General features: G+C 64.1%; 26 protein-coding genes. 16 read left to right on the top strand and 10 right to left on the bottom strand.

Annotation, left to right across the window (positions count from 1 at the left end):
- The first annotated feature begins 45 nt into the window (after nucleotides 1–45).
- Entirely contained in the window at nucleotides 46–627 is a 582-nt protein-coding gene (locus tag D0N36_RS01805) for a 5-formyltetrahydrofolate cyclo-ligase (protein WP_116939347.1), read from the top strand.
- A gap of 117 nt (nucleotides 628–744) precedes the next feature.
- Nucleotides 745–1,242, top strand: a complete 498-nt coding sequence (locus tag D0N36_RS01800) for an ExbD/TolR family protein (RefSeq protein WP_116939346.1) — start codon at nucleotides 745–747, stop codon at nucleotides 1,240–1,242.
- Nucleotides 1,243–1,301: 59 nt separating this feature from the next.
- Here D0N36_RS01800 and D0N36_RS01795 read toward each other — a convergent pair whose 3' ends face one another.
- The 3 genes from D0N36_RS01795 to mnmD are packed head-to-tail and all read right to left on the bottom strand — an operon-like array spanning nucleotide 1,302 to nucleotide 3,828.
- Nucleotides 1,302–1,877: a GDYXXLXY domain-containing protein gene (locus D0N36_RS01795; RefSeq protein WP_116939345.1), complete on the bottom strand. Its 576-nt coding sequence runs from the start codon at nucleotides 1,875–1,877 to the stop codon at nucleotides 1,302–1,304.
- Nucleotides 1,874–3,121, bottom strand: coding sequence for a DUF2157 domain-containing protein (locus D0N36_RS01790; protein ID WP_116939344.1), 1,248 nt, complete (start codon nucleotides 3,119–3,121; stop codon nucleotides 1,874–1,876). Before D0N36_RS01790 ends, D0N36_RS01795 begins: the two co-directional genes overlap by 4 nt.
- Nucleotides 3,118–3,828: a tRNA (5-methylaminomethyl-2-thiouridine)(34)-methyltransferase MnmD gene (gene mnmD / locus D0N36_RS01785; protein WP_116939343.1), complete on the bottom strand. Its 711-nt coding sequence runs from the start codon at nucleotides 3,826–3,828 to the stop codon at nucleotides 3,118–3,120. The genes D0N36_RS01790 and mnmD overlap by 4 nt, the downstream gene beginning before the upstream one ends.
- A 252-nt stretch (nucleotides 3,829–4,080) precedes the next feature.
- Here mnmD and D0N36_RS01780 point away from each other — a divergent pair, with 252 nt between their 5' ends.
- Entirely contained in the window at nucleotides 4,081–4,509 is a 429-nt protein-coding gene (locus D0N36_RS01780) for a thioesterase family protein (RefSeq protein ID WP_116939342.1), read from the top strand.
- A gap of 43 nt (nucleotides 4,510–4,552) precedes the next feature.
- Here the strand turns inward: D0N36_RS01780 and D0N36_RS01775 are convergent, their stop codons facing one another.
- From D0N36_RS01775 to D0N36_RS01760, 4 genes are all read right to left on the bottom strand, one after another.
- Nucleotides 4,553–6,214, bottom strand: coding sequence for an aminopeptidase P N-terminal domain-containing protein (locus D0N36_RS01775; RefSeq protein ID WP_116939412.1), 1,662 nt, complete (start codon nucleotides 6,212–6,214; stop codon nucleotides 4,553–4,555).
- A 251-nt stretch (nucleotides 6,215–6,465) separates the two neighbouring features.
- Nucleotides 6,466–6,705 (bottom strand): 50S ribosomal protein L28, encoded by a 240-nt coding sequence (rpmB, locus tag D0N36_RS01770; RefSeq protein WP_019946872.1) that lies wholly within the window; start codon nucleotides 6,703–6,705, stop codon nucleotides 6,466–6,468.
- Nucleotides 6,706–6,802: 97 nt separating this feature from the next.
- Nucleotides 6,803–7,003, bottom strand: coding sequence for a DUF5522 domain-containing protein (locus tag D0N36_RS01765; RefSeq protein ID WP_116939341.1), 201 nt, complete (start codon nucleotides 7,001–7,003; stop codon nucleotides 6,803–6,805).
- On the bottom strand, nucleotides 7,000–7,386 hold the full coding sequence (locus tag D0N36_RS01760; RefSeq protein ID WP_116939340.1) for a RidA family protein: 387 nt from the start codon (nucleotides 7,384–7,386) through the stop codon (nucleotides 7,000–7,002). The genes D0N36_RS01765 and D0N36_RS01760 overlap by 4 nt, the downstream gene beginning before the upstream one ends.
- A gap of 76 nt (nucleotides 7,387–7,462) precedes the next feature.
- Here D0N36_RS01760 and D0N36_RS01755 point away from each other — a divergent pair, with 76 nt between their 5' ends.
- The 7 genes from D0N36_RS01755 (at nucleotide 7,463) to D0N36_RS01725 (ending at nucleotide 15,823) form a co-directional block, all read left to right on the top strand.
- Nucleotides 7,463–7,957 (top strand): DUF2314 domain-containing protein, encoded by a 495-nt coding sequence (locus tag D0N36_RS01755; RefSeq protein ID WP_190242472.1) that lies wholly within the window; start codon nucleotides 7,463–7,465, stop codon nucleotides 7,955–7,957.
- A 64-nt stretch (nucleotides 7,958–8,021) separates the two neighbouring features.
- Nucleotides 8,022–9,293, top strand: coding sequence for an ornithine--oxo-acid transaminase (rocD, locus tag D0N36_RS01750; protein ID WP_116939338.1), 1,272 nt, complete (start codon nucleotides 8,022–8,024; stop codon nucleotides 9,291–9,293).
- A gap of 249 nt (nucleotides 9,294–9,542) precedes the next feature.
- Nucleotides 9,543–9,776 (top strand): hypothetical protein, encoded by a 234-nt coding sequence (locus D0N36_RS01745; protein ID WP_116939337.1) that lies wholly within the window; start codon nucleotides 9,543–9,545, stop codon nucleotides 9,774–9,776.
- Nucleotides 9,777–9,865: 89 nt separating this feature from the next.
- Complete coding sequence (locus D0N36_RS01740; RefSeq protein ID WP_147320708.1) at nucleotides 9,866–10,405, top strand: hypothetical protein; 540 nt, start codon at nucleotides 9,866–9,868, stop codon at nucleotides 10,403–10,405.
- A gap of 94 nt (nucleotides 10,406–10,499) precedes the next feature.
- Nucleotides 10,500–11,492, top strand: a complete 993-nt coding sequence (hemB, locus tag D0N36_RS01735) for a porphobilinogen synthase (protein ID WP_116939411.1) — start codon at nucleotides 10,500–10,502, stop codon at nucleotides 11,490–11,492.
- Between the two features lie 339 nt (nucleotides 11,493–11,831).
- Nucleotides 11,832–15,020, top strand: a complete 3,189-nt coding sequence (locus D0N36_RS01730; RefSeq protein WP_116939335.1) for a PQQ-dependent sugar dehydrogenase — start codon at nucleotides 11,832–11,834, stop codon at nucleotides 15,018–15,020.
- 296 nt (nucleotides 15,021–15,316) lie between these two features.
- Nucleotides 15,317–15,823: a GNAT family N-acetyltransferase gene (locus D0N36_RS01725; RefSeq protein WP_116939334.1), complete on the top strand. Its 507-nt coding sequence runs from the start codon at nucleotides 15,317–15,319 to the stop codon at nucleotides 15,821–15,823.
- 31 nt (nucleotides 15,824–15,854) lie between these two features.
- Here the strand turns inward: D0N36_RS01725 and D0N36_RS01720 are convergent, their stop codons facing one another.
- Nucleotides 15,855–17,237, bottom strand: a complete 1,383-nt coding sequence (locus D0N36_RS01720; protein ID WP_116939333.1) for an APC family permease — start codon at nucleotides 17,235–17,237, stop codon at nucleotides 15,855–15,857.
- 237 nt (nucleotides 17,238–17,474) lie between these two features.
- Here D0N36_RS01720 and D0N36_RS01715 point away from each other — a divergent pair, with 237 nt between their 5' ends.
- The 3 genes from D0N36_RS01715 (at nucleotide 17,475) to D0N36_RS01705 (ending at nucleotide 20,465) form a co-directional block, all read left to right on the top strand.
- Complete coding sequence (locus D0N36_RS01715) at nucleotides 17,475–18,320, top strand: cation diffusion facilitator family transporter (protein WP_410504148.1); 846 nt, start codon at nucleotides 17,475–17,477, stop codon at nucleotides 18,318–18,320.
- A gap of 159 nt (nucleotides 18,321–18,479) precedes the next feature.
- Complete coding sequence (locus tag D0N36_RS01710; RefSeq protein WP_116939410.1) at nucleotides 18,480–19,676, top strand: amine oxidase; 1,197 nt, start codon at nucleotides 18,480–18,482, stop codon at nucleotides 19,674–19,676.
- Between the two features lie 30 nt (nucleotides 19,677–19,706).
- Nucleotides 19,707–20,465, top strand: a complete 759-nt coding sequence (locus D0N36_RS01705) for a phospholipase D-like domain-containing protein (RefSeq protein ID WP_116939331.1) — start codon at nucleotides 19,707–19,709, stop codon at nucleotides 20,463–20,465.
- Nucleotides 20,466–20,567: 102 nt separating this feature from the next.
- Here D0N36_RS01705 and D0N36_RS01700 read toward each other — a convergent pair whose 3' ends face one another.
- Nucleotides 20,568–22,118, bottom strand: coding sequence for an RICIN domain-containing protein (locus D0N36_RS01700; RefSeq protein WP_190242471.1), 1,551 nt, complete (start codon nucleotides 22,116–22,118; stop codon nucleotides 20,568–20,570).
- 251 nt (nucleotides 22,119–22,369) lie between these two features.
- On the opposite strand from D0N36_RS01700, the gene D0N36_RS01695 reads away from it, so the two are divergent.
- Nucleotides 22,370–22,897 carry a methylated-DNA--[protein]-cysteine S-methyltransferase gene (locus D0N36_RS01695; RefSeq protein ID WP_116939329.1) on the top strand — a complete coding sequence of 176 codons (528 nt, stop codon included), beginning with the start codon at nucleotides 22,370–22,372 and terminating at the stop codon, nucleotides 22,895–22,897.
- A gap of 13 nt (nucleotides 22,898–22,910) precedes the next feature.
- Here the strand turns inward: D0N36_RS01695 and D0N36_RS01690 are convergent, their stop codons facing one another.
- Entirely contained in the window at nucleotides 22,911–23,795 is an 885-nt protein-coding gene (locus D0N36_RS01690) for an alpha/beta hydrolase (protein ID WP_116939328.1), read from the bottom strand.
- A gap of 233 nt (nucleotides 23,796–24,028) precedes the next feature.
- On the opposite strand from D0N36_RS01690, the gene D0N36_RS01685 reads away from it, so the two are divergent.
- Both D0N36_RS01685 and D0N36_RS01680 read left to right on the top strand, forming a co-directional pair.
- Nucleotides 24,029–24,766 (top strand): tetratricopeptide repeat protein, encoded by a 738-nt coding sequence (locus tag D0N36_RS01685; RefSeq protein WP_116939327.1) that lies wholly within the window; start codon nucleotides 24,029–24,031, stop codon nucleotides 24,764–24,766.
- 145 nt (nucleotides 24,767–24,911) lie between these two features.
- Complete coding sequence (locus D0N36_RS01680) at nucleotides 24,912–25,694, top strand: outer membrane beta-barrel protein (protein WP_190242470.1); 783 nt, start codon at nucleotides 24,912–24,914, stop codon at nucleotides 25,692–25,694.
- Nucleotides 25,695–25,745: the final 51 nt, after the last annotated feature.

Below are 25,745 nucleotides of genomic sequence, written 5' to 3'. Positions count from 1 at the left end.
AGGCACAAACAATCAGCGTAATCGGCGAAAAATCAGTAGTAATCTGTGACGAAGCAAGACCTCCGCCGCGAAGCCCTAACCCGTCGCCGGGCACTGCCCGAAACCGAAGTAGCCCGCCGGAGCGCCGCGCTGTGGCCGCGGTTGCTGGCCGGCTTCCCGATAGATGAGTGGCGCGGGTTGCACCTGTTTCTGCCGATTGCCCGCCAGCACGAGCCCGATACCTGGCCGCTCATCCGCCAACTGTGGGCCGAGTACCCCGCCTTGCAGCTGGCCGTGCCCGTGGTGCAGCCCGACGGCTGCAGCCTGCGCCACTACGCCCTCGGCCCCGAAACCCCGCTGACGCCCAACCGCTGGGACATTCCGGAGCCCACCGCCGACGCGCCAGCCGTGGCTCCCGAAACTTTCGACGCGGTGCTGGTGCCGCTGCTGGCCTTCGACGAAACGGGCCACCGCGTAGGCTACGGCAAGGGTTTCTACGACCAATTCCTGCGCGAGTGCCGCCCCGATACACTCCGGATTGGCGTGAGTCTGGAGTCGCCGGGGCCCCGCATTGCCGACGCCTGGGCGGGCGACGTGCGCCTGCACGCCTGCATCACGCCCGAGCAGCTGTGGCGGTTCGGGCAGTAGAAAGGCTCTGCGTACCTCCGCGAAAACCTCGGCGCTCCTCTGCGGGAAACCGGGCTCGCGCAATACTGTGCCCCTTGGTATCGTTGAAAGGCTATGTTCCACTAAAGCCCCGTCCGCATGGCCAGCATCCAACCTACCGCCGCCCCCAAATCCGGAAAGCCCCGGGCTAAAAAACGCTCCTTCCACCCCGACATGACGCCGATGGTGGACCTGGCTTTTCTGCTGCTGACGTTCTTCATGCTCACGACCACCTTCAATAAGCCCAGCGTGATGGAGCTGGCCATGCCCGCGCCGGGGCCGGAAAGTCCGGTGGACCCCAAAAAAGCCCTGACGTTGCTACTGGACAGAAACAGCGAGGTACGCTACTTCTTCGGCCTCAACCCCGGCCCCGACGCCAGCCAGCTGCACACTACTACCCTGGCCGCCGACGGCCTACGACAGGTGCTGCTCCGGTTTCAGCAGCAGCCCGGTGGTGTGGTGCTCATCAAGCCCAGCAACCAGGCCAGCTACCAGAGCCTGGTGGATGTGCTGGACGAAATGAACATCACCGGCCAGCGCAAATACGCACTGGTTGATTTGAACGAAGCCGATAGAAAGCTACTGGCAGTCCGGTAAAAAACCTGCCTGTCATCCTGAGCGAAGATGACAGGCAGGTTTTTATTACTTCCCCGCTTTCATCGAACTACTCCCAGCGTATCGACCTGGGTAATGCGGGCCTGGCCCCAGGGGGCGATGCTGATTTGCACGCGCAGGCGGCGGCGGTGGCGCATCTGGCGGGTCATGGTTTCGGGCACGTAGTAGCGCTCCAGGCCGTAGCGCAGGCGCAGGCCGCGCCGCCATACGTCCTGCACCGAGCCGCGCAGCACTACCTGCTGGCCGGTGGTGGCGGGAGCAGCGGGGTAGATACCCACGGCCGCGTAGTCGCCCGGCGATTGGGGTTCGAGCAGCACGTAGGCGGCATCTTTGCGGCGGGGCAGGGTGGCACCGCGCCACAGGCTGCCCGGTAGCTCACTGATTTGGTAGTGCAGGCGCAGATGGTCGCCGTAGAGCAAATCACGCGGGTCGACGGGCTCGGTTTGCAGCGTGATGCTACGGCCCAGTGCGGCGGTGGCGTAGCCGGCCGCGGCCACGCCCAGCACGAAAAGCACCTGCGCCGCCACCAGCCACAGCAGCCAACGGCGGTGATGGGCCGGCAGGGCCGGCGCGGCAGCCGGCACCGGGTTCAGGGGAGAAACAAGCGGCTCGGTCATGGCTTGGGGGCGGCAGAAGCGTTGAGGGCACTGGCGGCGTTGGCAGTGGCCTGGGTGCGGGCGGCGCGGCGTTGTAGCCACCAGCTCAGGCCCAGCAGCAGCAGCCCGCCCAGCAGGAAAAACAACGACTTATCGAAGAAGCCCCACGTCAGCTTGAAGTAGGCGACGGCCGTGGTGAGCACGAACAGCACCGTTCCCAGCGTTACGCGGTCGGGGTTTTGCTCCTGATGGGCGCGCAGCAGCACGCTGCCCGAGTAGGCGTACAGTACCACCAGCGTAGCCACGGCCAGCGGCAAGCCGCCCGTGAAATAGAAGCCCGGCAGCAGCAGCAGCCAGTCGGTGGCGCCACTGAGGCGGCCCCGGCGCTGCTTGCCCACCAACGACAAAGCCAGCACGGCCCCCAGCGCCGCCAGGTACGGCACCGGCGGCGCCCGCAGCTGCCCGGCGTAGAAATCCGATTCGCCAAACAGAGCCAGCCCCAGCGTGAACAGGAAGGCGGCCGCCAGCGGCGGGCCCTGCAGGGCCCGGCCGGCGGGGCGGTCGGCCTGCCAGTCGCCGAGGGCGTACACGAGCATGGCCGGAATGAAGAACCAGGTGATTTTGACGTGCAGGTGGTTTATCAGTAGCGCCGCCTGCCAGAGCAGGCCGCCGGCCAGCACCCCGCCCAGCAGCGCATCGGGCCGGCGCCACCAGTAGTAGCCCAGTCCCAGGGCCGTGCCGGCGGCCGTCAGGTAGCTAAAGACGCCGAGTTGCCCGGTGTTGTAGCCCTGCACGATGCCGCTGATAATAACGGTGAGCAGAAACAGCAGCCGGCTCCGGTACAGCCACGTCAGGCCCATGCCGGCCACGGCCCAGGCCAGCAGCCCGGTCAGGTCGTAGCCGACGAGCTGGTAAAGCTGGCCGGTGAGCACGATGCTAACCCCGAATACCACGAGCCCCAGCGCCACCAGGCCCATGCCGAGGTTGGTATTGCCGCGCCGCCGGAAATACTCACCGCCCGCGTAGGCAGCCACCAGCGTGGCCAGCAGCAGCCCCAGCCGCAGCAGCTCGGGCAGACTCTGCCAGTTGGCCGCCACCACGCTCAACGCGCTCAGTAGCACCAGCAGGCTGCCCAGCAGCGGCAGCAGCCCGATGGCATTGGCCTCGGGCGGATACAGGGCCAGCAGCTGCTCGCGCTGGACTTCTGTAATTACGCCCCGCCGCACCCACTCCGGCCCGTCGGTTTCCAGTATATTTCGACTCATATAGACGAAGATAGCCCCAAGGGAATCTTTGGCTTCCACGCCCGCGTCATCTCGCGCTTGCCAAGCGGGCCGGGGATGCCCTCCGTCTGCCAGCCCGCGGCCCGCAGGCTGCGCTTGAAGCTGCCCTTGGCGCAGTAGCTCACCAGGCAGCCGCCCGGCGCGGTGGCTTCATAGAGCTGCCCGAACACGGCGTCGGTCCACATATCGGGCTGCTTGTCGGGGGCGAAGGCGTCGAAGTAGATGACTTGGTAAGTCGCAGGGCTCAGTTGCCTATTCTGCAGCTCGCCGGCCAGCTTGCGCAGCGTGAAAGTGGGCGTGAGGGCCACCGGCTGCTCCCAGACCGCCTCGTGCAGTTGCTGCCGAAACGCCGGTAGCGACGCCTCTTGCAACTCGGGAGCCGTGGCCAGCTCGCGCACCAGCTCCCAGGGCAGCGGGTGCTTCTCCAAGGTGTCGTAACTGATGAGCACTGCGGCCGTGAGGCTGCGCTCCAGCGTCAGCAGCGCGTTCAGCCCCGTGCCGAAGCCCACTTCCAGCACCCGCACCGGGCCGGTGGCGGCGGCCAGCGCAGGCTCGAGGCCGGCCGCCAGGTATACGTGCCGGGCCTCGCGCACGGCCCCGTGAGTGCTGTGGTAGTGCTCATCAAGGGCCGGTACGTAGAGCGTGCCGGAGCCGTCGGCGGTGGCGCGGAATTGCACTTCGGGGTGCATATTATTAGAGCTTGGTGCTTTGTGGGTAGTGCTTAGGCACTGACAAAGAACGTCATTCAGCGCATGTGGCGCATAGAGCCAGGGTCGAAGAATCTCGCGTGAAATCGTTGCGAAGCTTGTACGAAGCCGTTTGACAGCCGTTATAACGTCAGCACGCGAGATTCTTCGACCCTGGCTCTATGCGCCACATGCGCTGAATGACGTTCTTTGTCAGTGCCTAAGCACTACCCACAAAGCACCAAGCTCTAATCCATGCCCCGCGTCAAGGTCAATCTGCCCGAAAGCTTTCTGTTCACTGTCGAGCTGCCCATCCGCATCACCAACCTCAACTACGGAGCCCATTTGGGCAACGATGCCCTGCTGAGTTTGCTCCACGAGGCCCGGGTGCAGTTTCTGGCCCACCTCGGCCAGCCCGAGTTCGACCCCGCCACCGGCCTGGGCCACATCATGGCCGACGTAGCCATTGAGTACAAAGGCGAGGGTTTCCACGGCGACGTGCTGCGCATCCAGATGGCCGCCGCCGACCTCAACAAGTACGGTTTCGACCTCATGTACGCCGTAGCCACCACCAGCGGCCGCGAAATCGCGCGGGCCAAAACCGGCATGCTCTGCTTCGATTACAACACCCGCAAGCTGCGCCTGCTGCCCGAGGACTACGCTGCCCGCCTGCGCGGCGAATAGCGTATCTGTCCCCTCTGCCGCCCCAACACCAGCTTTGGGCAGCTTAGAGTTGCGGCAGCTTGAACCCGTCCAGGGCGCTGGGCTTGGCCATTAGGGCCTCAATGTCGGCAACGGTGCGGGGGGCTTCGCGCGAGAGGTTTTCGTAGCCAGTGGGCGTAATGAGCAGGTCATCTTCGATGCGCACGCCGATGTTCCACCACTTCTGGTCGCAGGGGCTGCCTGCGGGGATGTAGATGCCGGGCTCGACTGTTATTACGTTGCCGGCCACCAGCGGGCCGTAGCTGCCCCGGTCGTGCACATCGAGGCCCAGGTAGTGGCTGGTGCCGTGCGGGAAGTAGCGCCGCGCTTCCTCGGGCTGCTTGATGATGCCGAGCTTCAGCAGCCCCTCGGTTACCACTTTGCGGGCGGCCTGGTCGGGGGCCTGGAAAGCCGCGCCGGGCTGGCTGGCGGCGAAACCGGCCTCCTGAGCAGCCAGCACCAGCTCGTAAATCTGGCGCTGGGCGGGGCTGAACTTGCCGCTGGGCGGGATAGTGCGCGTCACGTCGGCCGAGTAGCCACGGTATTCGGCCCCGCAGTCCATCAGCACCAAATCGTTGCCAACCAAGGGCTTGTTATTGGTCTCGTAGTGCAGAATGCAGCCGTTGGCCCCGGCGCCCACAATGCTGGGGTAGCCCTCGAACTCGGCGTCGTACTTGCGGTACACAAACTCGTGGATGCCCTGTAGCTCCCGCTCGCCCAGGCCGGCGTGGGCCGCCTTCATCACCTCCTGCTGGCCCACGGCACTGATGCGCACGGCGCGCCGGAGCAGCACGATTTCTTCGGGCGTTTTCACGGCCCGCAGCTCATTAAGCGCGTCATCAAGCGGACCAGAATCGAAGCGCAGGCGGGGCCGGGCGGCTAGGGTCTGCTGCCGCTCGGCGTCGGTAGTGGCTTTCAGGTAGCGCTGCACGTAGGCGTCCTGGGCTACGGATGAGGTCTGCCGGCTCAGGTTTTCGAGGTAGGGCCTCAGGCGGGCCGCGTTGGCAACGCCCTGCTGCTGCATCCGGCGGTGCAGGGCAGCCTGCTGGGGGTTGAAGTTGGCCGGGATGGCGGCTTGCCTGCGAAACGTGGCCAGCAGGTCGTAGAGGTCGGCCGGATCTGAGGGGTTGTCGCGCACATCGGCGGGCAGGTCCAGGAACAGCACGCTGCTGAAATCGGCCCAGCGGATGCCGGCTTTGGCGAATTCTGCGTTATCGGCCGCGAACTGCAGCTGTAGTTGCTGCTTTGCGCCCTCGGTGCCCAGGCGGCGGCCGGTCCACTGCTCGCGCCGGGCGTCGCGGGGCTGTACGAACAGGGCCTCGGTAACGCCTGGCTGCCCGCTCAGCGCCTGGGGCTCTTTGAAGAGCACCAGCACGGCATCGGGCTCCTGGTAGCCGGTGAGGTAGTAGAAATCGGGGTTCTGGTGGTAGATGTAGTCGACGTCGTTGGCCCGGTTGCGCACGGGCGCGGCAAACAGCACGGCTACGGCCCCCGGCGGCAGCGCCTGCCGCAGCAGCTCGCGCCGCTGCTTATGGAAGGCCGGGCTGAGCGCATCGACGGGCCGGACGAGGCCGGGAGCAGTAGCAGCAACAGCAGTCGGCTGGGCAAAGGCCGGGCCGGCGCCCAGCAACAGGCCAGCCACCACGCACAGCGACCTCAAACTCGAAGGAAAGCGAAAAACGGGCATAATGGCCGAAGCAGACAGGCCGCCGCGGAGTGCGGTAGCGGGGCCGGAAGTTACGGCTTCGGCTTGGTTGGCCAAGCCAGGGCAGCCAGCTAGCTGGCCCCGACCAACCCAAAGCCACAACTGCTAACCCCAACTTCCCACCCGCAACGACACAAAGCTTCCGCGCAGTCCGATTGAAATTCAATCGGGACCTGCCGCGGAAGCTTTGTGCTAACCAGTCAACTTATTTCTCTAGAAGAGAAACGGGGAAGCTAGTAGGTGATGAAGCCCTGCTCCTTCGCCTTCTTCAGCACGGCCATGATGCCGTTTTTGTTGATGGTGCGGATGGTGCTGGTTGCTACTTTCAGGGTAACCCAGGCATCCTGCTCGGGGATGTAGAAACGCTTCTTCTGCAGGTTCGGGTAGAACTTGCGCTTGGTTTTGTTGTTGGCGTGCGAAACGTTGTTGCCTACGCGGGTACGCTTGCCGGTCAGATCACAAACTCGGGCCATGATATCAGGAACTTAGTGGTTTCAATTCGGAAAAACAGGGCCGCAAAGATCGGAATATTCCGGCAGGAACAAAACCTGCGCCCTGAAAAATAGCAGATTAGCCACCGGATTTCTTATTTAAACCCGGCTTTTTGCCTTTTGCCCCTTGCCAGGGGCAGTGTCGGCAGTCGTTGCCGCAGCAGAAGCCCCGGCGACGGTGGTACTGCTCGGTGAACACCATGTATCCCTCCGGCGTCAGGTAAAAGTCGCCGGCCAGCAGGGGTTTGGTCAGGAAAGCGGCCAGGCGGGCGGCGCTCATCGGGCGGCGGGCAGCACGGCCACGCACTCAATCTCGACCAGCGCATCGAGCGGCAGCCGCGACACTTCGACGGTGCTGCGGGCCGGCCGGTGCTCGCCGAAACAGGCGGCGTACATGCCGTTCATGCGCTGGAAGTCGGCGAAGTTTTTCAGGAAGACGGTCGTTTTTACGATATCGGCCAAGCCCAGGCCGCGGGCCGACAGCACGGTAGTCAGGTTGTCGAGCACCTGGCGGGTCTGGTCTTCGATGGTCAGCGCTTCGACTCGGCCTGAGGCGGGCACGATAGGCGTCTGGCCCGAGCAGAACACGAAACCATTGGCTTCGATGGCCTGGGCGTAGGGCCCCACGGCCGCGGGGGCATCCGGATGATGAACGATTTGCATGGGGCAAAGGTACGGCCGGCTGCCGTATCTTGCCTTGGCCAGGCATCATCGCCCGGCCATTCCCTGGTTCCATTTTATGCCTGCCTTCCGCCCAAGCGCCCTCCTGCTGATTTTGCTGCCGCTGGCCTTGCCCCTTACGGTTTGCGGCCAAACCGCCACGGTAGCTGCGCCTACCGATCAACCCCTAACGGTGACCGGAACCGACGCGGAGCGGTCGTTGCGGGAGTTTGACAAGTTGATTACCCCGGCCGTGAAGCAGGCCCGCAGGACGCTGCCCGCGGCCAAAAAGCGGTTTCTGGCCGGCTTACCCGCGGGCCAGGCGTTCTACCTTACCACCCGCATTTTCGATGCCGATGGCAAGTACGAGCAGGTGTTTATTCGGGTGCAGGAGTGGACGGGAGCCACGGCGCGGGGCCTCATCAGCAACGAGTTGAACCTGGTGCAGCAATACCAGACCGGCCAGTCCATCTCCTTTCCCGAATCGGCGGTGCTCGATTGGACCATCACCACGCCCGATGGCCGCGAAGAGGGTAATTTCGTGGGCAAGTTCATCGACTCGCTGCAAAACTGAGCTGGCGGCCCGGCCGGGTTTTCCGTAACTTTGGGCAGATCATGCTTTAACCCTCGTTCTGCTTATGTCCGTTACTGCCCACCCTACCGCCACCGCCCAGCCCACCGCCACGCTCACCCGCAGCCAGGAAATCATGGCGCTGGAAGACCAGTATGGCGCCCACAACTACCACCCGCTGCCCGTGGTGCTGAGCCGGGGCGAGGGCGTGCACCTGTGGGACGTGGAGGGCAAACACTACTTCGACTTCCTGTCAGCCTACTCGGCCGTAAACCAGGGCCATTGCCACCCGCGCATCATCGGGGCTCTCACCGAGCAGGCCCAGCGGCTCACGCTCACGAGCCGGGCGTTCTTCAACGACCAGCTCGGGGCGGCCGAAAAGCAGCTCTGCGACATTTTTAACTACGACAAGGCCTTACTAATGAACTCCGGGGCCGAGGCCGTGGAAACGGCCCTCAAACTGGCCCGCAAGTGGGGCTACCAGGAGAAGGGGATTGCGCCCAACCAAGCGCGCATTCTGGTGGCTGAAAGCAACTTCCACGGCCGTACCACCGGCATCATCTCCTTCAGCACCGACCCCGACTCGACCACCGGCTTCGGCCCCTACGTGCCCGGCTACCAGGTAGTGCCCTACGACGACCTGGAGGCCCTGGCTGAAGCCTTGCAGGACCCGCAGGTCTGCGCCTTTATGGTCGAGCCTATTCAGGGCGAGGCCGGCGTTATGGTGCCTTCGGAAGGCTACCTGTTCAAGGCCGCCGCGCTGTGCCGCGCGCACAACGTGCTGTTTATTGCCGATGAAATTCAGACTGGCCTGGGCCGCACTGGCGAGTTGCTGGCCATCTGCTACGAGGGCGTGCACGCCGATATTCTGATTCTGGGCAAGGCCCTGAGCGGGGGCGTGCTGCCAGTGTCGGCGGTGCTGGCCCGCGACGAAATCATGCTCACCATTCAGCCCGGCCAGCACGGCTCCACGTTCGGCGGCAACCCGCTGGCCGCCGTGGTTATGCGCGCCGCTCTGGATGTGCTCATCGACGAGAAGCTAACCGAAAACGCCCGCGCTTTGGGCGAAGTATTCCGCGAGCGGATGCGCCAGATACAGGCCAAGCGCCCCGAAGTAGTACAGCTCGTGCGCGGTAAGGGCCTGCTGAACGCGGTGGTGATTACGCCCGCCACCGACGGCCGCACGGCCTGGGACGTGTGCGTGAGCCTGATGGAGCGCGGCGTGCTGGCCAAGCCCACCCACGGCGACATCATCCGCTTCGCCCCACCGCTGGTCATCAATGAAGAGCAGCTCCATGAAGCCTGCGACGTGATTGAAGAAGTAATCCTGGCTTTCTAACAGCAACAGTAACTAAGCCGGGCTGTCGCGCAACACAGAGTTGCGCGGCAGCCCGGGCTGCTTACCACACAGGCCCGCCAGCAGGTGGGCCGTTCGTCGTGGTAAGCAGTCTGTTCATCGGACGGGCAGAACCGCCACCGACAATTTCGGGAAATTGGTGGTGCACAACCTAATGTTGAACGAAGAAGCCGGCAAGCAGCCTGTGGGGCCAGTACTTTTGTCTCACTACCCTCCCAAACAACTACTGCTATGCGTTCTTTCCGCCTGTTACTGCTTGCTGGTATTGCTGCTGCTACCTCGTTGGCCAGCTGCCAAACCAGCCGCCTGGCCCTGGCGGCCCAGCCGGCCGGTACGTTTGTTTTGCTGCCTGAGTACACGCCCGCCGATTCGGCCGGAACGGTGGTATTGCTGCATGATTCGCAGGGGCCACAGGCCACCCGGGCAGTACTGCCGGCCGGAGAGGCGGCCCTGTTTGGCCGGTAGCAGGCGCAGGCTGGCGCTGCTGAGTTATTGAACCGCGGCGGCGGCTTCTGGAAACGGGGGCCGCCGCGGTTTGTTTTTATCTTGCGGCCATGCACAAACTCCTTCGTGGGCGCTGGTGGGTGGCCGGGCTGCTGCTGGCCGCAGGCTGCCGCAGCGAGCAGGCCGTATTTTCGTTTCGGCCGGCAGCGGCGGAGCCTGTTTCGACGGCGGCTCCGGTTTCTCCCGTTTCACCGGCAGAAAGGCCGCTGGTGGCTCCGGCAGGACCCGTTGCACTGGCCGCCAGCCCGCTTGCGGCACCAGTATCCAACGCCGCAGTTGCGCCCGCAGAAGCGCCCGCTCGGCCCGCGGGGCGGCGGTTGAAGCGGGCAGCTGCCCGGCTCGGGTCATTGACTTCCGTGCGGACTAGCCGGCCCGAAACTACCACCCACGCCGCCCACCGCGACACGCTGCACTGGCTGCTGGGCGCGGCGCTGGTGGTGGCAGGCGTGGTGGGCGGCATCCTGCTCGGCGGCTGGCTGGGGCTGGGCGTGGGGGCGGTGCTGGTGCTGCTGGGCTACTATTTCGTGGTGCTGGGCCTGGGCGGGCGGCAGGCTTGGCTAGAGGTGTTTCAGGAGTTCTTTAATATGTGAGCCGCCACTGAAGCCCGGCCATTGGGTATGGGGGCTCGCGCAACCTTACCTTTGCGGCGGTTGTTCTATCCGGTCTTATCAAGTGAAAATGTCCATGCCCCAAGTACCCACCCACCGTCCGCGCCGCAACCGCAAGTCGCAGGTAATCCGCGACATGGTGCAGGAAACCCGCCTTACCACCCACGATTTCATCTTCCCACTCTTTCTCATTGAAGGCCAGAACCAGCACGTGGAAGTGAAGTCGATGCCCGGTATTTTCCGGTTTTCGGCCGACCGCATCATCGATGAAATCGGGCAGTGCGTAGAGCTGGGCATCAACTCGTTCGCCCCGTTTCCGAGCATCAACGACGGGCTGAAGGACCGGCTGGCCCGCGAGTCGGCCAACCCCGAGGGGCTCTACTTGAAAACGGTGGCCGACATCCGGCGGCAATTTCCCGACGTCGTGCTGATGACCGATGTGGCCATGGACCCCTACTCTTCCGACGGCCACGACGGCGTGGTGGATGCCGAGTCGGGCGAAATTCTCAATGACGCCTCGCTGGAAGTGCTCGGCCAGATGGCCCTGGCCCAGGCCCGCGCTGGCGCCGACATCATCGGCCCGAGCGATATGATGGACGGCCGCGTGGCCTGGATTCGGGAGGTGCTCGATAGCAACGCGTTTTCGCACGTGAGCATCATGAGCTACACGGCCAAGTACGCCTCGGCCTTCTACGGCCCCTTCCGCGACGCGCTGGATTCGGCCCCCAAAAAAGGCGATAAGAAAAGCTACCAGATGAACCCGGCCAACCGCCGCGAAGCCCTGCGCGAGTTAGCTCTCGACGAGCAGGAAGGCGCTGATATGGTGATGGTAAAGCCCGCCCTGAGCTACCTCGACGTGATTATGGATGTAAAAAACAATACGAACCTGCCCGTCACGGCCTACAACGTGAGCGGCGAGTACGCCATGGTGAAAGCCGCCGCCCAGCAGGGCTGGCTCGACGGCGAAAAGACCATGATGGAAGTGCTGCTCAGCATCAAGCGCGCCGGCGCCGACGCCATCCTGACCTACTTCGCCAAGGAAGCCGCCGAGGTGCTACGCCGGGGATAATTCTGCCGGTTTTCTGTTGTCGCTCCCATGAACGTACCCTTTGGTACGTTCATTTTTTTGTGCTTTCAGGCCGGCGAACCGGCCGATGCGGAGCGCCTTGGGGGTTGGCTGTCCAGCCGCCCGTGGCGGGGTCGGGGCTGCGGGTTTTGTTTAGGTATCTTCCCTAAGAAACTCCTTCAATAGGGCTTTAAGCTCATCATTGACAGCGGCTTACCCTGCAGGTACGGGCAATGCGTTGCCGGCCGGGGCCACTGAGGTCCGGCCGGGATTATACGGCCGGGCTTTCCTTCTTCTGCTTTTCATTCTTCCTTTTTATGCTCCACTCTTACTTCCATCACCATGAAAACAGCTGCAACTATTCTGCGGACGGGCCACCGTTCGCGCCCCTCGACGGGTGAGCGTTTTTTTCTGCTCCTGCTTTTAGGTTTGCTACTGGCCTTCACCGGGTGGGGGCAGTCGTTTCCAACAGGTTTCAACCAAGTAGCAGTTAGCAGCGGCATCAGCAACCCCACCGCACTGACTTTCGCCCCCGACGGGCGCATTTTCGTGGCCGAGCAGGGCGGCAAGCTGCGCGTTATTAAGAACGGAGGGCTGCTGCCCATGCCCTTCGTGCAGTTGAGCGTGAATTCGAGCGGCGAGCGGGGCCTGATTGGCGTGGAGCTCGACCCGAATTTTGCCGTCAACCAGTACGTGTACCTCTACTACACGGTGAGCACCGCCCCGCTGCATAACCGCATCAGCCGCTTCACGGCCGTCGGCGACGTGGCTGTGGCCGGCAGCGAAACCGTGGTGCTCGACCTCGACCCGCTCAGCTCGGCCACCAACCACAACGGCGGGGCCATGCACTTCGGCCTCGATGGCAAGCTCTATGTGGCGGTGGGCGAAAACGCCACGCCCAGCAACGCCCAAAACCTCGACACCTACCACGGCAAAATCCTGCGCCTCAACCCCGATGGCAGCGTGCCGGCCGGCAACCCCTTTGCCAGCGGCAGCGAACAGAAAAAGCGGGTGTGGAGCTACGGCCTGCGCAACCCCTACACCTTCGCGGTGCAGCCCGGTACGGGGCGCATTTTCGTGAACGACGTGGGCCAGAACACCTGGGAGGAAATCAATGATGCCAGCACGAGCGGGGTGAATTTTGGCTGGCCCGCTACCGAGGGAGCCACCACGGCGGCCGGAGTAACGGGGCCGGTATTTGCCTATCCCCACGGCTCGGGCGACGGCAAGGGCTGCGCTATTACGGGCGGCACCTTCTTCAACCCGGCCACCACTACCTACCCGGCTCAGCTGCAGGGCAAGTACTTCTACCAGGACCTGTGCAACCAGTGGATTAATTACATTGACCTGTCGGGCGGCGCGGCGGTGCGCTCGGCCTTCGCCACCGGCCTGCCCGGCAACGCCCTCGCCCTGACTACCGGACCGGATGGCAACCTCTACTACCTGAGCCGGAGCGCGGGTACGCTCTATAAAGTAGTGTACTCGGTGGCCGCGGCCCCGGCCATTACCGGCCAGCCCGCCAACGTAAGCGTGGCCCCGGGCCAGACGGCCAGCTTCACGGTCAGCGCCTCGGGCACGGGCCCGCTGGGCTACCAGTGGCAGAAGAACGGCGTGAATATTGGCGGGGCCACGGCCGCTACCTACATCATTGCCAGCGTGGTGGCCGCCGACTCGGGCCAGTACCGGGCCGTGGTGAGCAACGCGGCCGGTAGCGCCACCAGCGCGGCGGCCCGGCTCCGCGTTACGGCCCCCAACTTGGCCCCCACGGCCCAAATCCTGACGCCCGCCGATTCGGTTACCTACGTGGCCGGTACCACCCTCGCTTTTTCGGGTGCGGCCACCGACGCCGAGGATGGCGCGCTGCCGGCCAGCGCCTTTAGCTGGCGGGTTGATTTTCACCATGACCAGCACGTACACGACGGTACGCCCTTCAACCAGGGAGCCAAAACGGGCACCTTCGCTATTCCCAACACCGGCGAAACGGCCGCCAACGTCTGGTACCGCCTCTACCTCACCGTTACCGATTCCCGGGGCCTGAGCACCACCGTGCAGCGCGACATCTACCCGCGCACCAGCACCTTCACGCTGGCTACCAGCCCCGCCGGCCTGCGGCTAACCTTGGATGGGCAACCCGTTACGGCCCCCGTGGCGGTGCTGGGCGTGCAGGGCGTGTTGCGGACATTAGGCGTGGTTTCGCCCCAGACCGTGAATGGCGTAACGTATGAGTTTACGGGCTGGAGCCAGGGCGGCAGCGCCACCCAGACCCTTCCCACGCCCGCTGCCAACACCACCTTCACGGCCAGCTTCCGGGTGGTGCCCACTTTGCGCGCCGCCGACATGCCCGCCGCTACCGTAGCCGGCCTCCAGTATGCTTACTATGAAGGCAGCTGGAACGCGCTGCCCACTTTCAGCAGCCTCACGCCCGTAAAATCGGGCACCGTGGCCGAAGTAACGCTGGCCCCGCGCAACCGCAACGACAACTTCGCGCTACGCTACAGCGGCTACGTGCGCGTGCCCACCGACGGGCAGTACACCTTCTACCTCAACTCCGACGACGGCTCCCAGCTGCTGATTGGCTCCACGCTGGTGGTGAACAACGACGGGCTGCACGCGGCCCGGGAACAATCGGGCACGATTGGGCTGAAAGCCGGCCTGCACGCGCTGACCATTACGTTCTTTGAGAAAACCGGCCAGCAGGTGCTGGTGGCCAGCTACGCCGGGCCGGGCCTGAGCAAGCAGGTACTGCCGGCCGCCTCCCTGGCACGGGCCGCCGATGCACCCACCGGGCCGGTAGCGGCGGGCGTATATCAACTGGTGGTCCGCCACAGCGGCAAAGCCCTCGATGTGCCGGGCGGCACCTCGGCCGAAGGAGCCCTGCTGCAACAGTACACCATCAATACCAGCAGCGGCCAGGCCTGGAACCTGCAATTCGTGGCCAACAACACCTACACGCTGGTTAGCCAGGCCAGCGGCAAAGCCCTGACCGTGCCCGGTTCCACAACCACGGCCGGCACCCAACTCCAGCAGCAAACCCTGATGAGCGGGGCCCTGAATCAGCAGTGGCGGCTAGAGGCGGCTTCTGACGGCTATTTCCTGCTGCTGAATGTGGCCACCGGCCAGGCAATTGACGTGAATGGCGTAAGCACGGCCGACGGTGCGGCCGTTATTCAATGGACCAGACACGGCAACCCCAACCAGCAGTGGCTGCTACAGCCGAGCAGCGTAACGGCCGGCGGCCGGCTGACCGCGGCCCCGGCGGCCGCCCAAACTGCTGCGCGGGAGTTGACCGTGTACCCCAACCCGGCCCGTGGCTCCCGGGTAACGCTGTCGGTGGAGGCTTCGGCGGCCCGGCAGGTGCGCCTGGAAGTGCTCGACGGCCTGGGCCGGCGCGTGGGGACGGTGCTGGACTGGAACCTCAGCCCCGGCCACAACGAAACGGAACTCCCCACGGCGGCGCTGCCGGCCGGCCTCTACACCATCCGGCTACTTGCTGAGGGTATGCTGCTGAGCCGCCGGCTGGTGGTAGAGTAAACCGTGCGGAACTGAGAAGTCCGGAAAAGTGCTGGTTCGTTGAATCAGCACTCTTCCGGACTTCTTTGTTTTTTCAGGCTGAACGAAATCGGGAGCAAAGGGCGAAACTACCGCTTCTGAGGCCACTTTCGCTCCTCACGCACAGCGCCGACTTAGTGGCTACCAAAAGCGCGGGGTAGCTTCTGCAGGAAAACGAGCTCATCCGCAAGTTTTAATACGTTCAAACCGTTTGTTTTGCCCGGTGTGCCGTGCTTCCCAGACTTGGAAGCTTTTCAAACTATAACCGCCTTTTAGCTATGCTGCTTCGCTTAGCCACAACCGTCGACCTGCCGGCTATGCTCAGCCTGCTGGCCCAGGTGGTACCCCTGATGCAGGCCGCCGGCAACCGCCAGTGGTCGGCCGACTACCCCAACGAGGCCGTGCTGCGGACCGATATGGAAGCGGGCCATTTGTGGGTGGCGGAGCTGGATGGGCGGCTGGCGGGCTTCGCGGCCCTCACCCACAACCACCAGGATGCTGAGTACGCCCAGGCCGACTGGGACTTCGCCGAGCCGGCCCTCGTAACGCACCGGCTGGCTGTAGCTCCGGCAGCCCAGGGCCACGGCGTGGCGGCCGCCCTACTAACCCAGGCCGAAACCCTGGCCCGGCAGCAGGGCCTGTGCGTGCTACGAGTGGACACCAACTCTGAAAACGCTGCCACGCAGGGCCTGTTCCCGAAGCTGGGCTACCGGTTCGCGGGCGAAATCACGCTGGCCTTCCGGCCGGGGCTGCGTTTTTTCTGCTACGAGAAGTGGCTGAATTAAATAGCTCCGGCAGCCCCCGCTTGAAACAGCGTTAGTCCAAAGCCTGCTCACGCATCTCCGCAAAAGGCCAGCGCCGGAGCTTGCGGCTCCAGAGCAAAAAGGCACCCACGCCGGCAGCCGTAACGGCCAGGCCCGACACCACGAAAACCCAGCCCGTACTCACGAGCACCCACAGCCACACCACCACGGCCAGCACCACGGGCAGCGGATACAGCGGCATTTTGAAGGGCAGGTGCGCCGTGCCGTTGCGGCGGCGCAGCAGCACCAGCCCTACGGCTTGCCCCACGAACTGCACCAGAATACGCATGGCCAGGATGGCACTGATAACCTCGCCCAGCCGGAACAGCAGGCTGAACACGAAGCCAACGCCCCCGAGCAGCAGCAGCGACACGTGCGGGAAGTGCTTGGTGGGATGGGTGCGGGCGAAAAGGGGCAGAAACTCGCCGTCGGCGGCGGCCGCGTAGGGGATACGCGAGTAGCCCAGCAGCACCGCAAACAGCGAAGCGAAGGCCACCCACAGCACCAGCGCCGTGGCCATTTTGGCGGCCGTGGCCCCATAGAGCTTCTCGATGAACAGGCTCACGATAAACTCGGAGTGCCGCGCCTCCTGCCACGGAATAACCGAGGCCACGCTCCAGTTCATGAGCAGATACAGCGTCATGATGCCCACTATACTCAGGAAGATGCTGCGCGGAATGAGTTTCTGGGGCTCCTTCACCTCGCCGCCCAAATGGCACACGTTGTAGTAGCCCAGGTACGAGTAGATGGTTTTGACCGTGGCCTGGCCCATGGCCACCGACAGCAGCGCGCCCGGCAGCGCCCCAATGCCGCCCTCGGGCAGCCAGTTGACGGGAATATGGGCGTTGGTGAGGCCGCCAAAAATCAGCCAGCCCAGCAGTGCCAGCACGCCCACCCAAAGCGCCACACCCAGCCGGCCCACGTCTTCGATGCGGCGGTAGAGCAGCCCGATGAGTAGTAAGACCACCGCGCCGGCCACCAGCTTGGGCTGCCACCACTCGGGCAGCGGCACGAGGTAGGCGAAGTACTGGGCGAAGCCAATGGCGCCCGAGGCCACCACCAGCGGGGCCTGCACCAGCGTCTGCCACACATACAGAAACGACATCAGCCTACCCCACTTATGCTCGCCGTAGGCCAGCTTGAGGAAGCGGTAGGAGCCACCGGCCTCGGGGTGGGCCGCCCCCAGCTCGCTCCAGATAAAGCCGTCGGCCAGGCTCAGGACCGCGCCCACCATCCAGGCCAGCAGAAAGTTGGGGCCCATGAAACCCATCACGAGCGGCAGTGTCACGAAGGGCCCGATGCCCACCATGTCAATCATGTTGAGGGCCGTGGCCTGCACTAGCCCGAGGCGGCGGCTCAGTGGGGCGGAAGCAGTGGCAGCGGCGGGTTCGGGCATAGGAGCAAGATAGGGCCGATAAAGCCGGATTTGCGCGGATTGTTTGAGCGGGGCGCTAACTTCTGCTCAACGCGCCCCGTACCAACCAACCGGCAGCCAGCCAGCGGCCGGTTCGTGCTCCTGCGCATCCACTTACCACTACCCTATTCCCCCCCACCACATATGGCCGGAGGCTCTTCCAAATCAGCTTTGTACGGCGGTCTGGCGGCCAATGTGGGCATTGCCATCAGCAAGTTTGTGGCGGCATTTATTACCGGTTCCTCGGCCATGATGTCCGAGGGCATCCATTCGCTGGTAGATAGCGGCAATGCCGTGCTGCTGCTCTATGGTATGAAGCAGAGCCAGCGCCCGGCCGATGCACACCACCCCTTCGGGCGCTCCAAGGAGCTGTATTTCTGGGGCCTGATTGTGGCCGTGCTGATTTTTGCTATCGGCGGGGGCATGTCGTTCTACGAAGGCATCAAGCACATCGAGCACCCCGAGCCGCTCACCGATCCGCTCTGGAATTACGTGGTACTGGGAGTGGCCGTGGCCTTCGAGGGTTGGGCCTTCTGGCTCTCAATGCGGGCCCTGTACGCGGGCAAAAGCGACGAAACGGCCAGCTTCTGGAAGATGTTGAGCACCAGCCGCGACCCGGCGGTGTACGCCTCTGTGCTCGAAAACCTGGCCGCGCTGATAGGCTTGGTACTGGCGCTGGCGGGCGTATTCTTCGGCCACATGCTCAATAACCCCTTCCTCGACGGTGCCGCTTCCATTGCCATTGGCCTGCTGCTGATGCTGGTAGCCGTGTTTCTGGTGAGCCGCACCCGCGCGCTGCTGGTGGGCGAGGGCGTGAGCGACGAAGTGCTGGCCGACCTGCAGGCCATTGGCCGCCAGCAGGCGGGCGTGCAGAACCTGCGCCCCCCGCTCACGATGTACCTGGGCCCCACCGACGTAATGCTGGCTCTCGATGTAGACTTCGAAGACCAGCTTTCGGCCCAGGAAGTGGAGGTGGCCATCGACCAGCTGCAGAACGCCATCCGGGCCAAGTATCCGGACTTCCAGCGCATTTTCATCGAGGCCAAATCCATCACCAAAAAGTAGCGCCCCCTGGCTGGCCCGGCCGCGTTTAGGCCCCCGCTTTAAGCACAACTGTAGCAAGGACTGCCTTAACCCTGGGCGTTTTTTGGGGTATAGAGGATGACGAAATACCGGCAGGCCAACTGTTTTATCGTCCTTTATTCTTTCACCAACGCGCTATCAATGCCCTTTACCACTACCGCCGATTCGCCCTTCGCCTCGTTCTGGATGGCTGGTTTCGAGTGCACCGACCAGCTTAATGCCTTCGGCAACCGGGTTGATTTTCTGAACCTGACCGGTCATTTGCAACTGCTCGATGCCGATTACGAGCTTATCCGGCAGCATCAGCTGGGCACTGTGCGCGAGGGCATCCGCTGGAGCCAGGTGGAGCGCCGGCCCTACGAGTACGACTGGACTACCGTGCAGGTGCTGCTCGACGCGGGCCGCCGCCACGGCATCCAGCAGGTCTGGGACCTGTGCCATTTCGGCTACCCCGACGACCTGACGCCGCTGCATCCGCTGTTTGCCCGCCGCTTCGCCGCCCTGTGCCGCGCCTTCGTGAACTTCTACCGCCAGCAGCGGCCCTACGACGTGCTCATCATCACGCCCATCAACGAGGTGAGCTTTATGAGTTGGCTGGGCGGCGACGTGCGCGGCACCGCGCCCTATTGCGTGGGGCAGGGCTGGGAAGTGAAGCGGGGCCTGATGCGGGCCTACATTGAAGGCGTAGCGGCCCTGCGCGAAACCGACCCCACCGTGCGGATTCTCACTACCGAACCGCTACTCAACATTGTACCGCGCCACGGGGCCGGGCCGGCCGAAGTGCGCCGGGCCCGCGAGGCCCACCGCAACCAGTTTCAGAGTGTTGATATGCTGGCGGGCCGGCTCTGCCCCGAGCTAGGCGGCCACCCCGACTACCTCGACCTGCTGGGCTTCAACTTTTACTATGATAATGAGTGGCAGCTGGAGCCTTACCAGACGCTGCCCTGGGCCAACGAGCACCACGACCCGCGCTTCCGGCCCCTCAGCTCGCTACTCGCCGAAGCCTACCAGCGCTACGGCCGCCCCGTAGTGCTCACCGAAACCAGCCACCCCGGCCAGGACCGCCCGCACTGGCTGCATATGGTAGCCCACGAAGCCGTACAAACCCTACGCGCCGGGGTACCACTGCTGGGCGTGTGCCTGTACCCCATTATCGACCGTCCCGACTGGGACTACCTTACGCCCTGGCACCACGCGGGCCTCTGGGACGCCGACCCGGCTGCGGCAACACCCGGCCTCACCCGCCACCTGCACGAACCCTCGGCCCATGCCCTGGCCGATGCCCAGGCCCTGGTAGCCCGGCAACTGGCCCGGACGGAGCTGATGGCCATGGGCTAGGACCGCCGACAGTTTACCGTACCTTCCGGCATGGCCTACTCCACTACCCCACCCGTATCCGAGCTGCTGAACCAGTTCCGCCAGGCTTTTGCCGATGTCAACCTGTCGGCTGCTGAAGCGGACGAGCTGCGCGACCGGCTGGCTGATTTCCAGCAGCAGCACGGCGACCTTGAGGCATTGCGCCGCCAGCTGTTCGGGTTGGCTAAAAACCACTTTAACACCTTCAAAGACAAGGCAGTAGTAGAGTGGCTGGAAACGGCCAGTGCCCTGCTGCCCGCCTCTGTGGAAGAACCGCTGGCGCCGGCGGCCAGACCAGCTGCTTTCCCAGCAGCAGCTTCCACGGAGGCGGCCCGGGTGTACTTCAGCCCCCACGACGACTGTGTGGCCGCCATTCAGGGCTTTATCCGGCAGGCCCGGCAGACGCTGGACGTGTGCGTGTTTACCGTGGCCGACAACCGCCTGAGCGACGAGTTGGTAGCTGCCCACCAGCGGGGCGTGCGCGTACGCCTGCTCACCGATAACGAAAAGCTCTTCGACCGGGGCTCCGATGTGCGGGCCCTACACTCGGCTGGCCTGGCAGTACACGTAGATGAGAGCCGCAACCACATGCACCACAAGTTTGCCCTCGCCGATAATAGCCGGGTGCTTACCGGCAGCTATAACTGGACCCGCTCGGCGGCCGAACTCAATCTCGAAAATCTGCTCATCAGCCACGACCAGACGCTTATTGCCGCCTACGCCGCGGAGTTTGCCCGCTTGTGGGCCGAGCTGCCGGCATTTGCCGGATAAGCTGACTGGCTTACGGTTTTCATAAGGCCTGATAAAGCAAGAAGCCCCGTTCCGACTGCCGGAACGGGGCTTCTTCTTCTTCTTCTTCTTCTTGCGCGCTATTTACGGCCGCTCGGCCGCGTCGCGGCCTATCTCGGGAGCATCAGCCCCAGGGCGACGGATGGACACCACCTGGCGGGTGTTGCTGGCCCCTACGGTCAGGCTCAGGTAGTAGTCGCCGGCGGGCAGGCTGCTGAAGTTGAGGGTTTGGTGGTGCGAGCCGGCGGGCTGCTTGCGGTAGTCGGATACGCGCACGGCTACGCCGTTCTGGTTGTAGAGCACCCAGCCCAGCGGCTTGGCTTCGCTGAGGCTGTAGGCCATCTGCATCACGCCGTTGGAGGGGTTGGGGTACACGCTCATGCTGTTGGAACCAACTTTGCGGGCGGCGTTGGCTCCGGCCAGTATGGGCTCTTCGGAGGCTTTGGCCGGCGTCAGCTTCCACTGCTGCGTGAGTTTGCCCGTGTAGCGCCACTGCTGAATGCCACCATCGACGGAGTCCTTGTCGGTGAGGGCTTTGTTGCGGCCGTTTTTCGAAATCAGCTTGAAATAGCCGTCGCCGGTAGGCTCCACTTTCCACTGCTGGTTATAGCCGCTGTAGTAAGTCCAGAGGCTAGCCGGGGCGCCGTTGGAAGTGGAGCTACCCAGTACCTCCAGTACTTTGTTGCTGCCGGGCACCACTATGCGGTACAGACCGCTGCCAGTGGGTTCGAGCCGCCACTGCGGGTCGGCAGCGGGCGGCGCACCGGCCGTTGCCAGCTGCTCGGCAAGTGTTGCCGGACGGTCCTGGGTTACTTCGAGCGGCTTACCGGTCGAGCGAACCGTAATAACATAGAGTCCCGACAAGTCGCCAACGGGGGTTACCTCGTCCTCAACTGCCGGTTTCTTGGCTGGGGCTGCGGCTACGGCCGGGGCGGGCTTGGCGGCTGCCGGAGCAGGTTTGGCGGCTGTAGGAGCGGGTGCAGGCTTGGGGGCAGCGGCAACTACCGGGGCCGGCTTGGGAGCGGCCACCGGAGCCGGCTCGGGCCGGGGTGCGGGTGCTACGGCAGCTTTGGCCACGGGCGGTGTACCGGCCGGGTCGGGCGTGGTGGGCGAACCCAGCGGGTAGAGGTTGCCGGTCGGAATCAGCTGCTGGCCCTGGCCGGGGGCTACCCAATGCAGCTGAATACCGGCCATACCGGCCGCGTTGTTGTATTCGAGCTTGATGGTGGCTTTCTCGCCGGCAGCCAGCGAAACGCCATTATCAAGCTTGCTGCTTGCCTTTTTTCCATCCCAGGTATCAAGCACCATCCGGCCGTTCACCCACAGGCGCACCTCGTCGGTGGTTACGGCCACAAAGCGGTAACGACCAGTACCCGGCGCGGCAATCAGGCCTTCCCAGCGCACCGAAAAATTATCAGCGGGCAGGCCGGGCGCGGGCGAGTTCAGGCCCCAGCGGAAATCCACTACCTCATCCTGGCGCTTGAGCACGGGCTGGCCCGCCAGCGAGCCATTGCTGAAGTAGTAAGCCGTAAGGCCCGTGCCCCAGCCCTGAGCGGGCTGCGTTTCGGTGGGCGCGAGGGCAGCCATGTACGCGGGCGCCGCCGCGGCTACCGGCAACTGGCCGAGCAGGCCCAAACCGAGCGCAGAGCAAAGAATTAAACGTCGCACGATAGAGGTGGCTTTGGAAGTGGAGACGGTGTAAAAGGAGCGCAAATAAGCAACAGTCAAAAATCTACGCGTAGATTTATATTTTCCTGCTTCGCTCCTACTAATATACAGGATTTTCTCAGGCAGTTGCAGCCTCATGCACTTTCCGGGCCCCGGCATACTACAACAAACAGGCAGCAAATGGCCCTGAAACCGCGTTTTTATCTAATTCACCCCCAATGCCTAAACTGCCCGCTACCCTGCCCGCTACCAGCTCCCTGGCCCGGGCGCTGCTGGCCACGCCACTGGGCCTGCTGGAATTGCGGGGTACCGACGCGGGCCTGAGCGAAGTAGGTTTTCTGGCTACCGGCAGCCCGGACGCAGCCACTTTGACCAAGGCAGTGCCCGCCTGCCTGCAGCCGGCCCACGAGCAGCTACAGGCTTATTTTGGGGGCGAGCTGCGCGAGTTCACCGTACGCACGGACGTAGCAGCCGGCACCGAATTTCAGCGGCAGGTGTGGGCGGCGCTGCCGGCCGTGGCCTATGGCCGCACGGCCTCCTACCTCGACCTGGCCCGGCAACTGGCTAACCCCGGCGCGGTGCGGGCCGTGGGCGCGGCCAATGGCCAGAATCCGCTGGCTATTATCTGGCCCTGCCACCGCATTATTGGGGCCAGCGGCCAGCTAACGGGCTATGCCGGCGGGCTGGCCCGAAAAAAGTGGCTGCTGGAGTTAGAAAGCCCCACGCTGCAATTGGGGCTGTTTTAGCTGAAGTAGCGTATCACTCCTTCGCCCCCACAAACGGCAGCAGCTTCTGGTAGATGATATTGTGCTGCCAATACAGCTGCAGCACCATCGGTATGTGGTTTTTACCGGGCTGCACCTGATAGTAGGGCGTGTGGCCCAGGCTCACCAGCGCCTTACGAAACTCGGCGCTGCTGCTGCTGATGGAGGGGTAGGTTTCGCCGCCCACGAAGATGAGAAAAGGGGGCGTTTGGGGCGTGAGGTGGTGGCGGGCCGACACCTCGCGCCAGCTGGCCGGGTCGGGGCCAAAGGATACGATGTACTGGTTGTCGCCGGGGTAAGCTTTCTTTTTCAGGTAGTCATACATATCGAGGCCGGCGGCGTCGTCGAGCACCACGCCGCGTACCGGGTTGGTGGTTTCGCCCCAGCGCCGGAACCGGGCATCGTCGGTAGCCAGCAGCCCCGCCAAGCCGCCCCCAGACGAGTGGCCCATCAGAAACAGCCGGGCAGGGTCGCCACCGTACTCGGCAATGTGGCGGCGGGTCCAGATTACGGCCCGGGCGCAGTCGTCGGCCATTTGGGGCACGCGCACGGCGGGCGACAGCCGGGAGTTGATAACCACGGCCACCACGCCCTGCTTAGCCAGCCGCCGGCCCACGAAGGCGTACAGGGCTTTGCTGCCGCTGTTCCAGTTGCCGCCATGAATGAACACGACTACCGGATAGGGCTGGGCACCCGGTTTTTTGGGCGCATACACATCGAGCAGGTGGCGCCCGGCGCTGTAGGCTGAGTCGGTGGCCGGTACGTAGGCCACGTCGGAGGTACGGCGGCTGGGGCGGGCCACGCTGTACTCGGTGGCGGCAGCCAGCAGCAACACCGTAATCAGCAGGGCAGGCAGCAGGCGAAGGAATAGAAAGCGCATTCAGCAGGGAAAAGGGGAGCAGGGCGGGCGCCACCCAACGGGCCGCGCTACGACGCAGGTACGACAGGGGTGGCCGGCCGGATTGCGGCCGCTATGGCCACAACCGCCGAGCGGGGAACAGGTTGGCGGGAGCTGCCCGGCGGTAGGCACGGTTGGGGCGGCAGGCGTATATTTGGCAGCCCGCGGCCCGGCCAAGTGGGCGGCTGGCCTTTGTACTGCTACTTTATTACTCCATGAAACTCCCGATTCCTTTTTTTCTGCTGACTGCGCTGCTACTGGGTGCCGGACTGCAGCCAGCCCTGGCCCAACGGGGCGGCAAGGCGGCAAAAACCGCTACCGCCGACACCCGCGAAGCAGTGCTTGGCAGCCGCAGCCAACCGCTTTTTGGCGGCCTCTCGGCGGTGCAGGCCGAGCAGGCGCTGGGGCCGGCCACCGTGGCGGGGTTGGCCGGCAGCTTCCCCTCGCGGGCCGAAGCCAGCCAGTTTTTCAGCCGCAAAGGCTACGAGTACCTGGTGGAAAACCAGCGCGATACCGCTGCCTACCGCTTCAACCTGGCCTGGGTGCTCGACCCTACCAACGCCAACGCCTACCACGGCCTGGGCGTAATTGCCAGCAGCAACTCCACACCCGAACAGTCGATTGAGCTGCTGGAAAAGGGCCTGACGCTGGCTCCCACCAACTCGCCGCTACTCTCCGACCTGGGCACCAGCTACCTTATCCGCTACGAGCAGGGCAAGAAGAAAAAGGACCTGAAAACCGGCACCGAACTGCTCTTGAAGGCCACTACCCAGGACGCCACCAACGCCGACGCCTGGCAGCAGTTGGCCCGCGCCTATTATTACCAGGAGCAGTATGCCCAGGCCTGGGAAGCCGTGCACAAAGGCCAGAACACCAGCATTGCCTCCGTCGACTTCAACCTGATTGCCGACCTGCTGACCCACTTGCCCGACCCAAAAGGCACGTATAAATAAGCGCCCGGCTGCAAGTCCGCTCCGAAAGCCCGTGACCTGCAGCGCAAAGCCTGCCAGACAATCATTTGTCGCCGGTTTCCGTTAGAGCATCATCTGGCTGCCGGGCCTATGGCACGGCGGGCCCCTCATTTTGCTTTCTGACTTCGTGACCCTTCGCTCCTTTCTGCCTGCTGCGGCCCTGCTGCTCACCACGGCCGCTACGCATTCGGCGCTGGCCCAGTCGGCGGCCGGCCCCGAGCGCCGCCCCCGCCATTACGACAAGCAGGGCCGCCTGTACTACAAAGGCCCGGTGCGCTTTACCTTGGGCGGCGGCGTGGGCTACTACAACGGCGACCTGACCAGTAGCTTGGGCGACCAGTTTCTGGGGCCCAGCCTGAGCGCAGGCCTACTTTACCAATTTCATCCGCACTGGCAGGTGGGCAGCGAGGTATCATACCTTCAGCTGGGGGCTAAAGACTACTTGCCAGACCGTGGCCTGGCGTTTAGGGGCAATAATGCGGTGGGCACGGCCTTCGTGCGCTGGGAGCCGTTGCGCGACCCGGGCGCCTATTCGCTGCCCGCCGGCCAGTCGGCCATCATCAAACCCTATTTTAAAACAGGCGTTGGCCTGGCCCTGTACAGCCCGAAAGCATACCGCGGGACGCAACGGCCCAGCGGCAATTTCACGCCGGCCTACCTCGAGCCCGAACGCTTTGATTACCCGGCCCTGGCGCTGGTATTGCCGATAGGCGTGGGCGTCACTATCCGGCTTACCTCGCGGCTCAACGCGACCATAGAGGGCACGTACTCGCTCACCACCACCGACCAGCTCGACGACATCAGCACGGTTCCCAGCCCTGAATTCCCTATGGGCCGCTCAGCCTCGCCGCTCAACGATAACTACGGCCAGCTGGAGCTGAAGCTGGAATACGCGCCGTGGGCCCGGTAAGCCAGTTGCCATTATTCAGCTGACTAATACAGGTAGTAACAGTCCGAATTT

The organism is Hymenobacter lapidiphilus (genome assembly GCF_003417065.2).
Lineage (GTDB): Bacteria > Bacteroidota > Bacteroidia > Cytophagales > Hymenobacteraceae > Hymenobacter.
Note: the sequence above shows the minus strand (reverse complement) of the source record. Positions and strands in the feature narration are given on the sequence as shown.

Bases quoted from the DNA above. Each gene is read 5' to 3' on its own strand.
- mnmD (WP_116939343.1), bottom strand. From the start codon at position 3,828: ATGCACCCCGAAGTGCAATTCCGCGCCACCGCCGACGGCTCCGGCACG.
- D0N36_RS01720 (WP_116939333.1), bottom strand. From the start codon at position 17,237: ATGCCCGAACCCGCCGCTGCCACTGCTTCCGCCCCACTGAGCCGCCGC.
- D0N36_RS01775 (WP_116939412.1), bottom strand. From the start codon at position 6,214: ATGCCCGTTTTTCGCTTTCCTTCGAGTTTGAGGTCGCTGTGCGTGGTG.
- D0N36_RS01795 (WP_116939345.1), bottom strand. From the start codon at position 1,877: ATGACCGAGCCGCTTGTTTCTCCCCTGAACCCGGTGCCGGCTGCCGCG.
- D0N36_RS01705 (WP_116939331.1), top strand. From the start codon at position 19,707: ATGGCCTACTCCACTACCCCACCCGTATCCGAGCTGCTGAACCAGTTC.
- D0N36_RS01755 (WP_190242472.1), top strand. From the start codon at position 7,463: ATGCCTGCCTTCCGCCCAAGCGCCCTCCTGCTGATTTTGCTGCCGCTG.
- D0N36_RS01725 (WP_116939334.1), top strand. From the start codon at position 15,317: ATGCTGCTTCGCTTAGCCACAACCGTCGACCTGCCGGCTATGCTCAGC.
- D0N36_RS01690 (WP_116939328.1), bottom strand. From the start codon at position 23,795: ATGCGCTTTCTATTCCTTCGCCTGCTGCCTGCCCTGCTGATTACGGTG.
- D0N36_RS01745 (WP_116939337.1), top strand. From the start codon at position 9,543: ATGCGTTCTTTCCGCCTGTTACTGCTTGCTGGTATTGCTGCTGCTACC.
- D0N36_RS01760 (WP_116939340.1), bottom strand. From the start codon at position 7,386: ATGCAAATCGTTCATCATCCGGATGCCCCCGCGGCCGTGGGGCCCTAC.
- D0N36_RS01800 (WP_116939346.1), top strand. From the start codon at position 745: ATGGCCAGCATCCAACCTACCGCCGCCCCCAAATCCGGAAAGCCCCGG.
- D0N36_RS01695 (WP_116939329.1), top strand. From the start codon at position 22,370: ATGCCTAAACTGCCCGCTACCCTGCCCGCTACCAGCTCCCTGGCCCGG.
- D0N36_RS01710 (WP_116939410.1), top strand. From the start codon at position 18,480: ATGCCCTTTACCACTACCGCCGATTCGCCCTTCGCCTCGTTCTGGATG.
- hemB (WP_116939411.1), top strand. From the start codon at position 10,500: ATGCCCCAAGTACCCACCCACCGTCCGCGCCGCAACCGCAAGTCGCAG.
- rpmB (WP_019946872.1), bottom strand. From the start codon at position 6,705: ATGGCCCGAGTTTGTGATCTGACCGGCAAGCGTACCCGCGTAGGCAAC.
- D0N36_RS01765 (WP_116939341.1), bottom strand. From the start codon at position 7,003: ATGAGCGCCGCCCGCCTGGCCGCTTTCCTGACCAAACCCCTGCTGGCC.
- D0N36_RS01730 (WP_116939335.1), top strand. From the start codon at position 11,832: ATGAAAACAGCTGCAACTATTCTGCGGACGGGCCACCGTTCGCGCCCC.
- rocD (WP_116939338.1), top strand. From the start codon at position 8,022: ATGTCCGTTACTGCCCACCCTACCGCCACCGCCCAGCCCACCGCCACG.
- D0N36_RS01740 (WP_147320708.1), top strand. From the start codon at position 9,866: ATGCACAAACTCCTTCGTGGGCGCTGGTGGGTGGCCGGGCTGCTGCTG.
- D0N36_RS01685 (WP_116939327.1), top strand. From the start codon at position 24,029: ATGAAACTCCCGATTCCTTTTTTTCTGCTGACTGCGCTGCTACTGGGT.
- D0N36_RS01780 (WP_116939342.1), top strand. From the start codon at position 4,081: ATGCCCCGCGTCAAGGTCAATCTGCCCGAAAGCTTTCTGTTCACTGTC.
- D0N36_RS01790 (WP_116939344.1), bottom strand. From the start codon at position 3,121: ATGAGTCGAAATATACTGGAAACCGACGGGCCGGAGTGGGTGCGGCGG.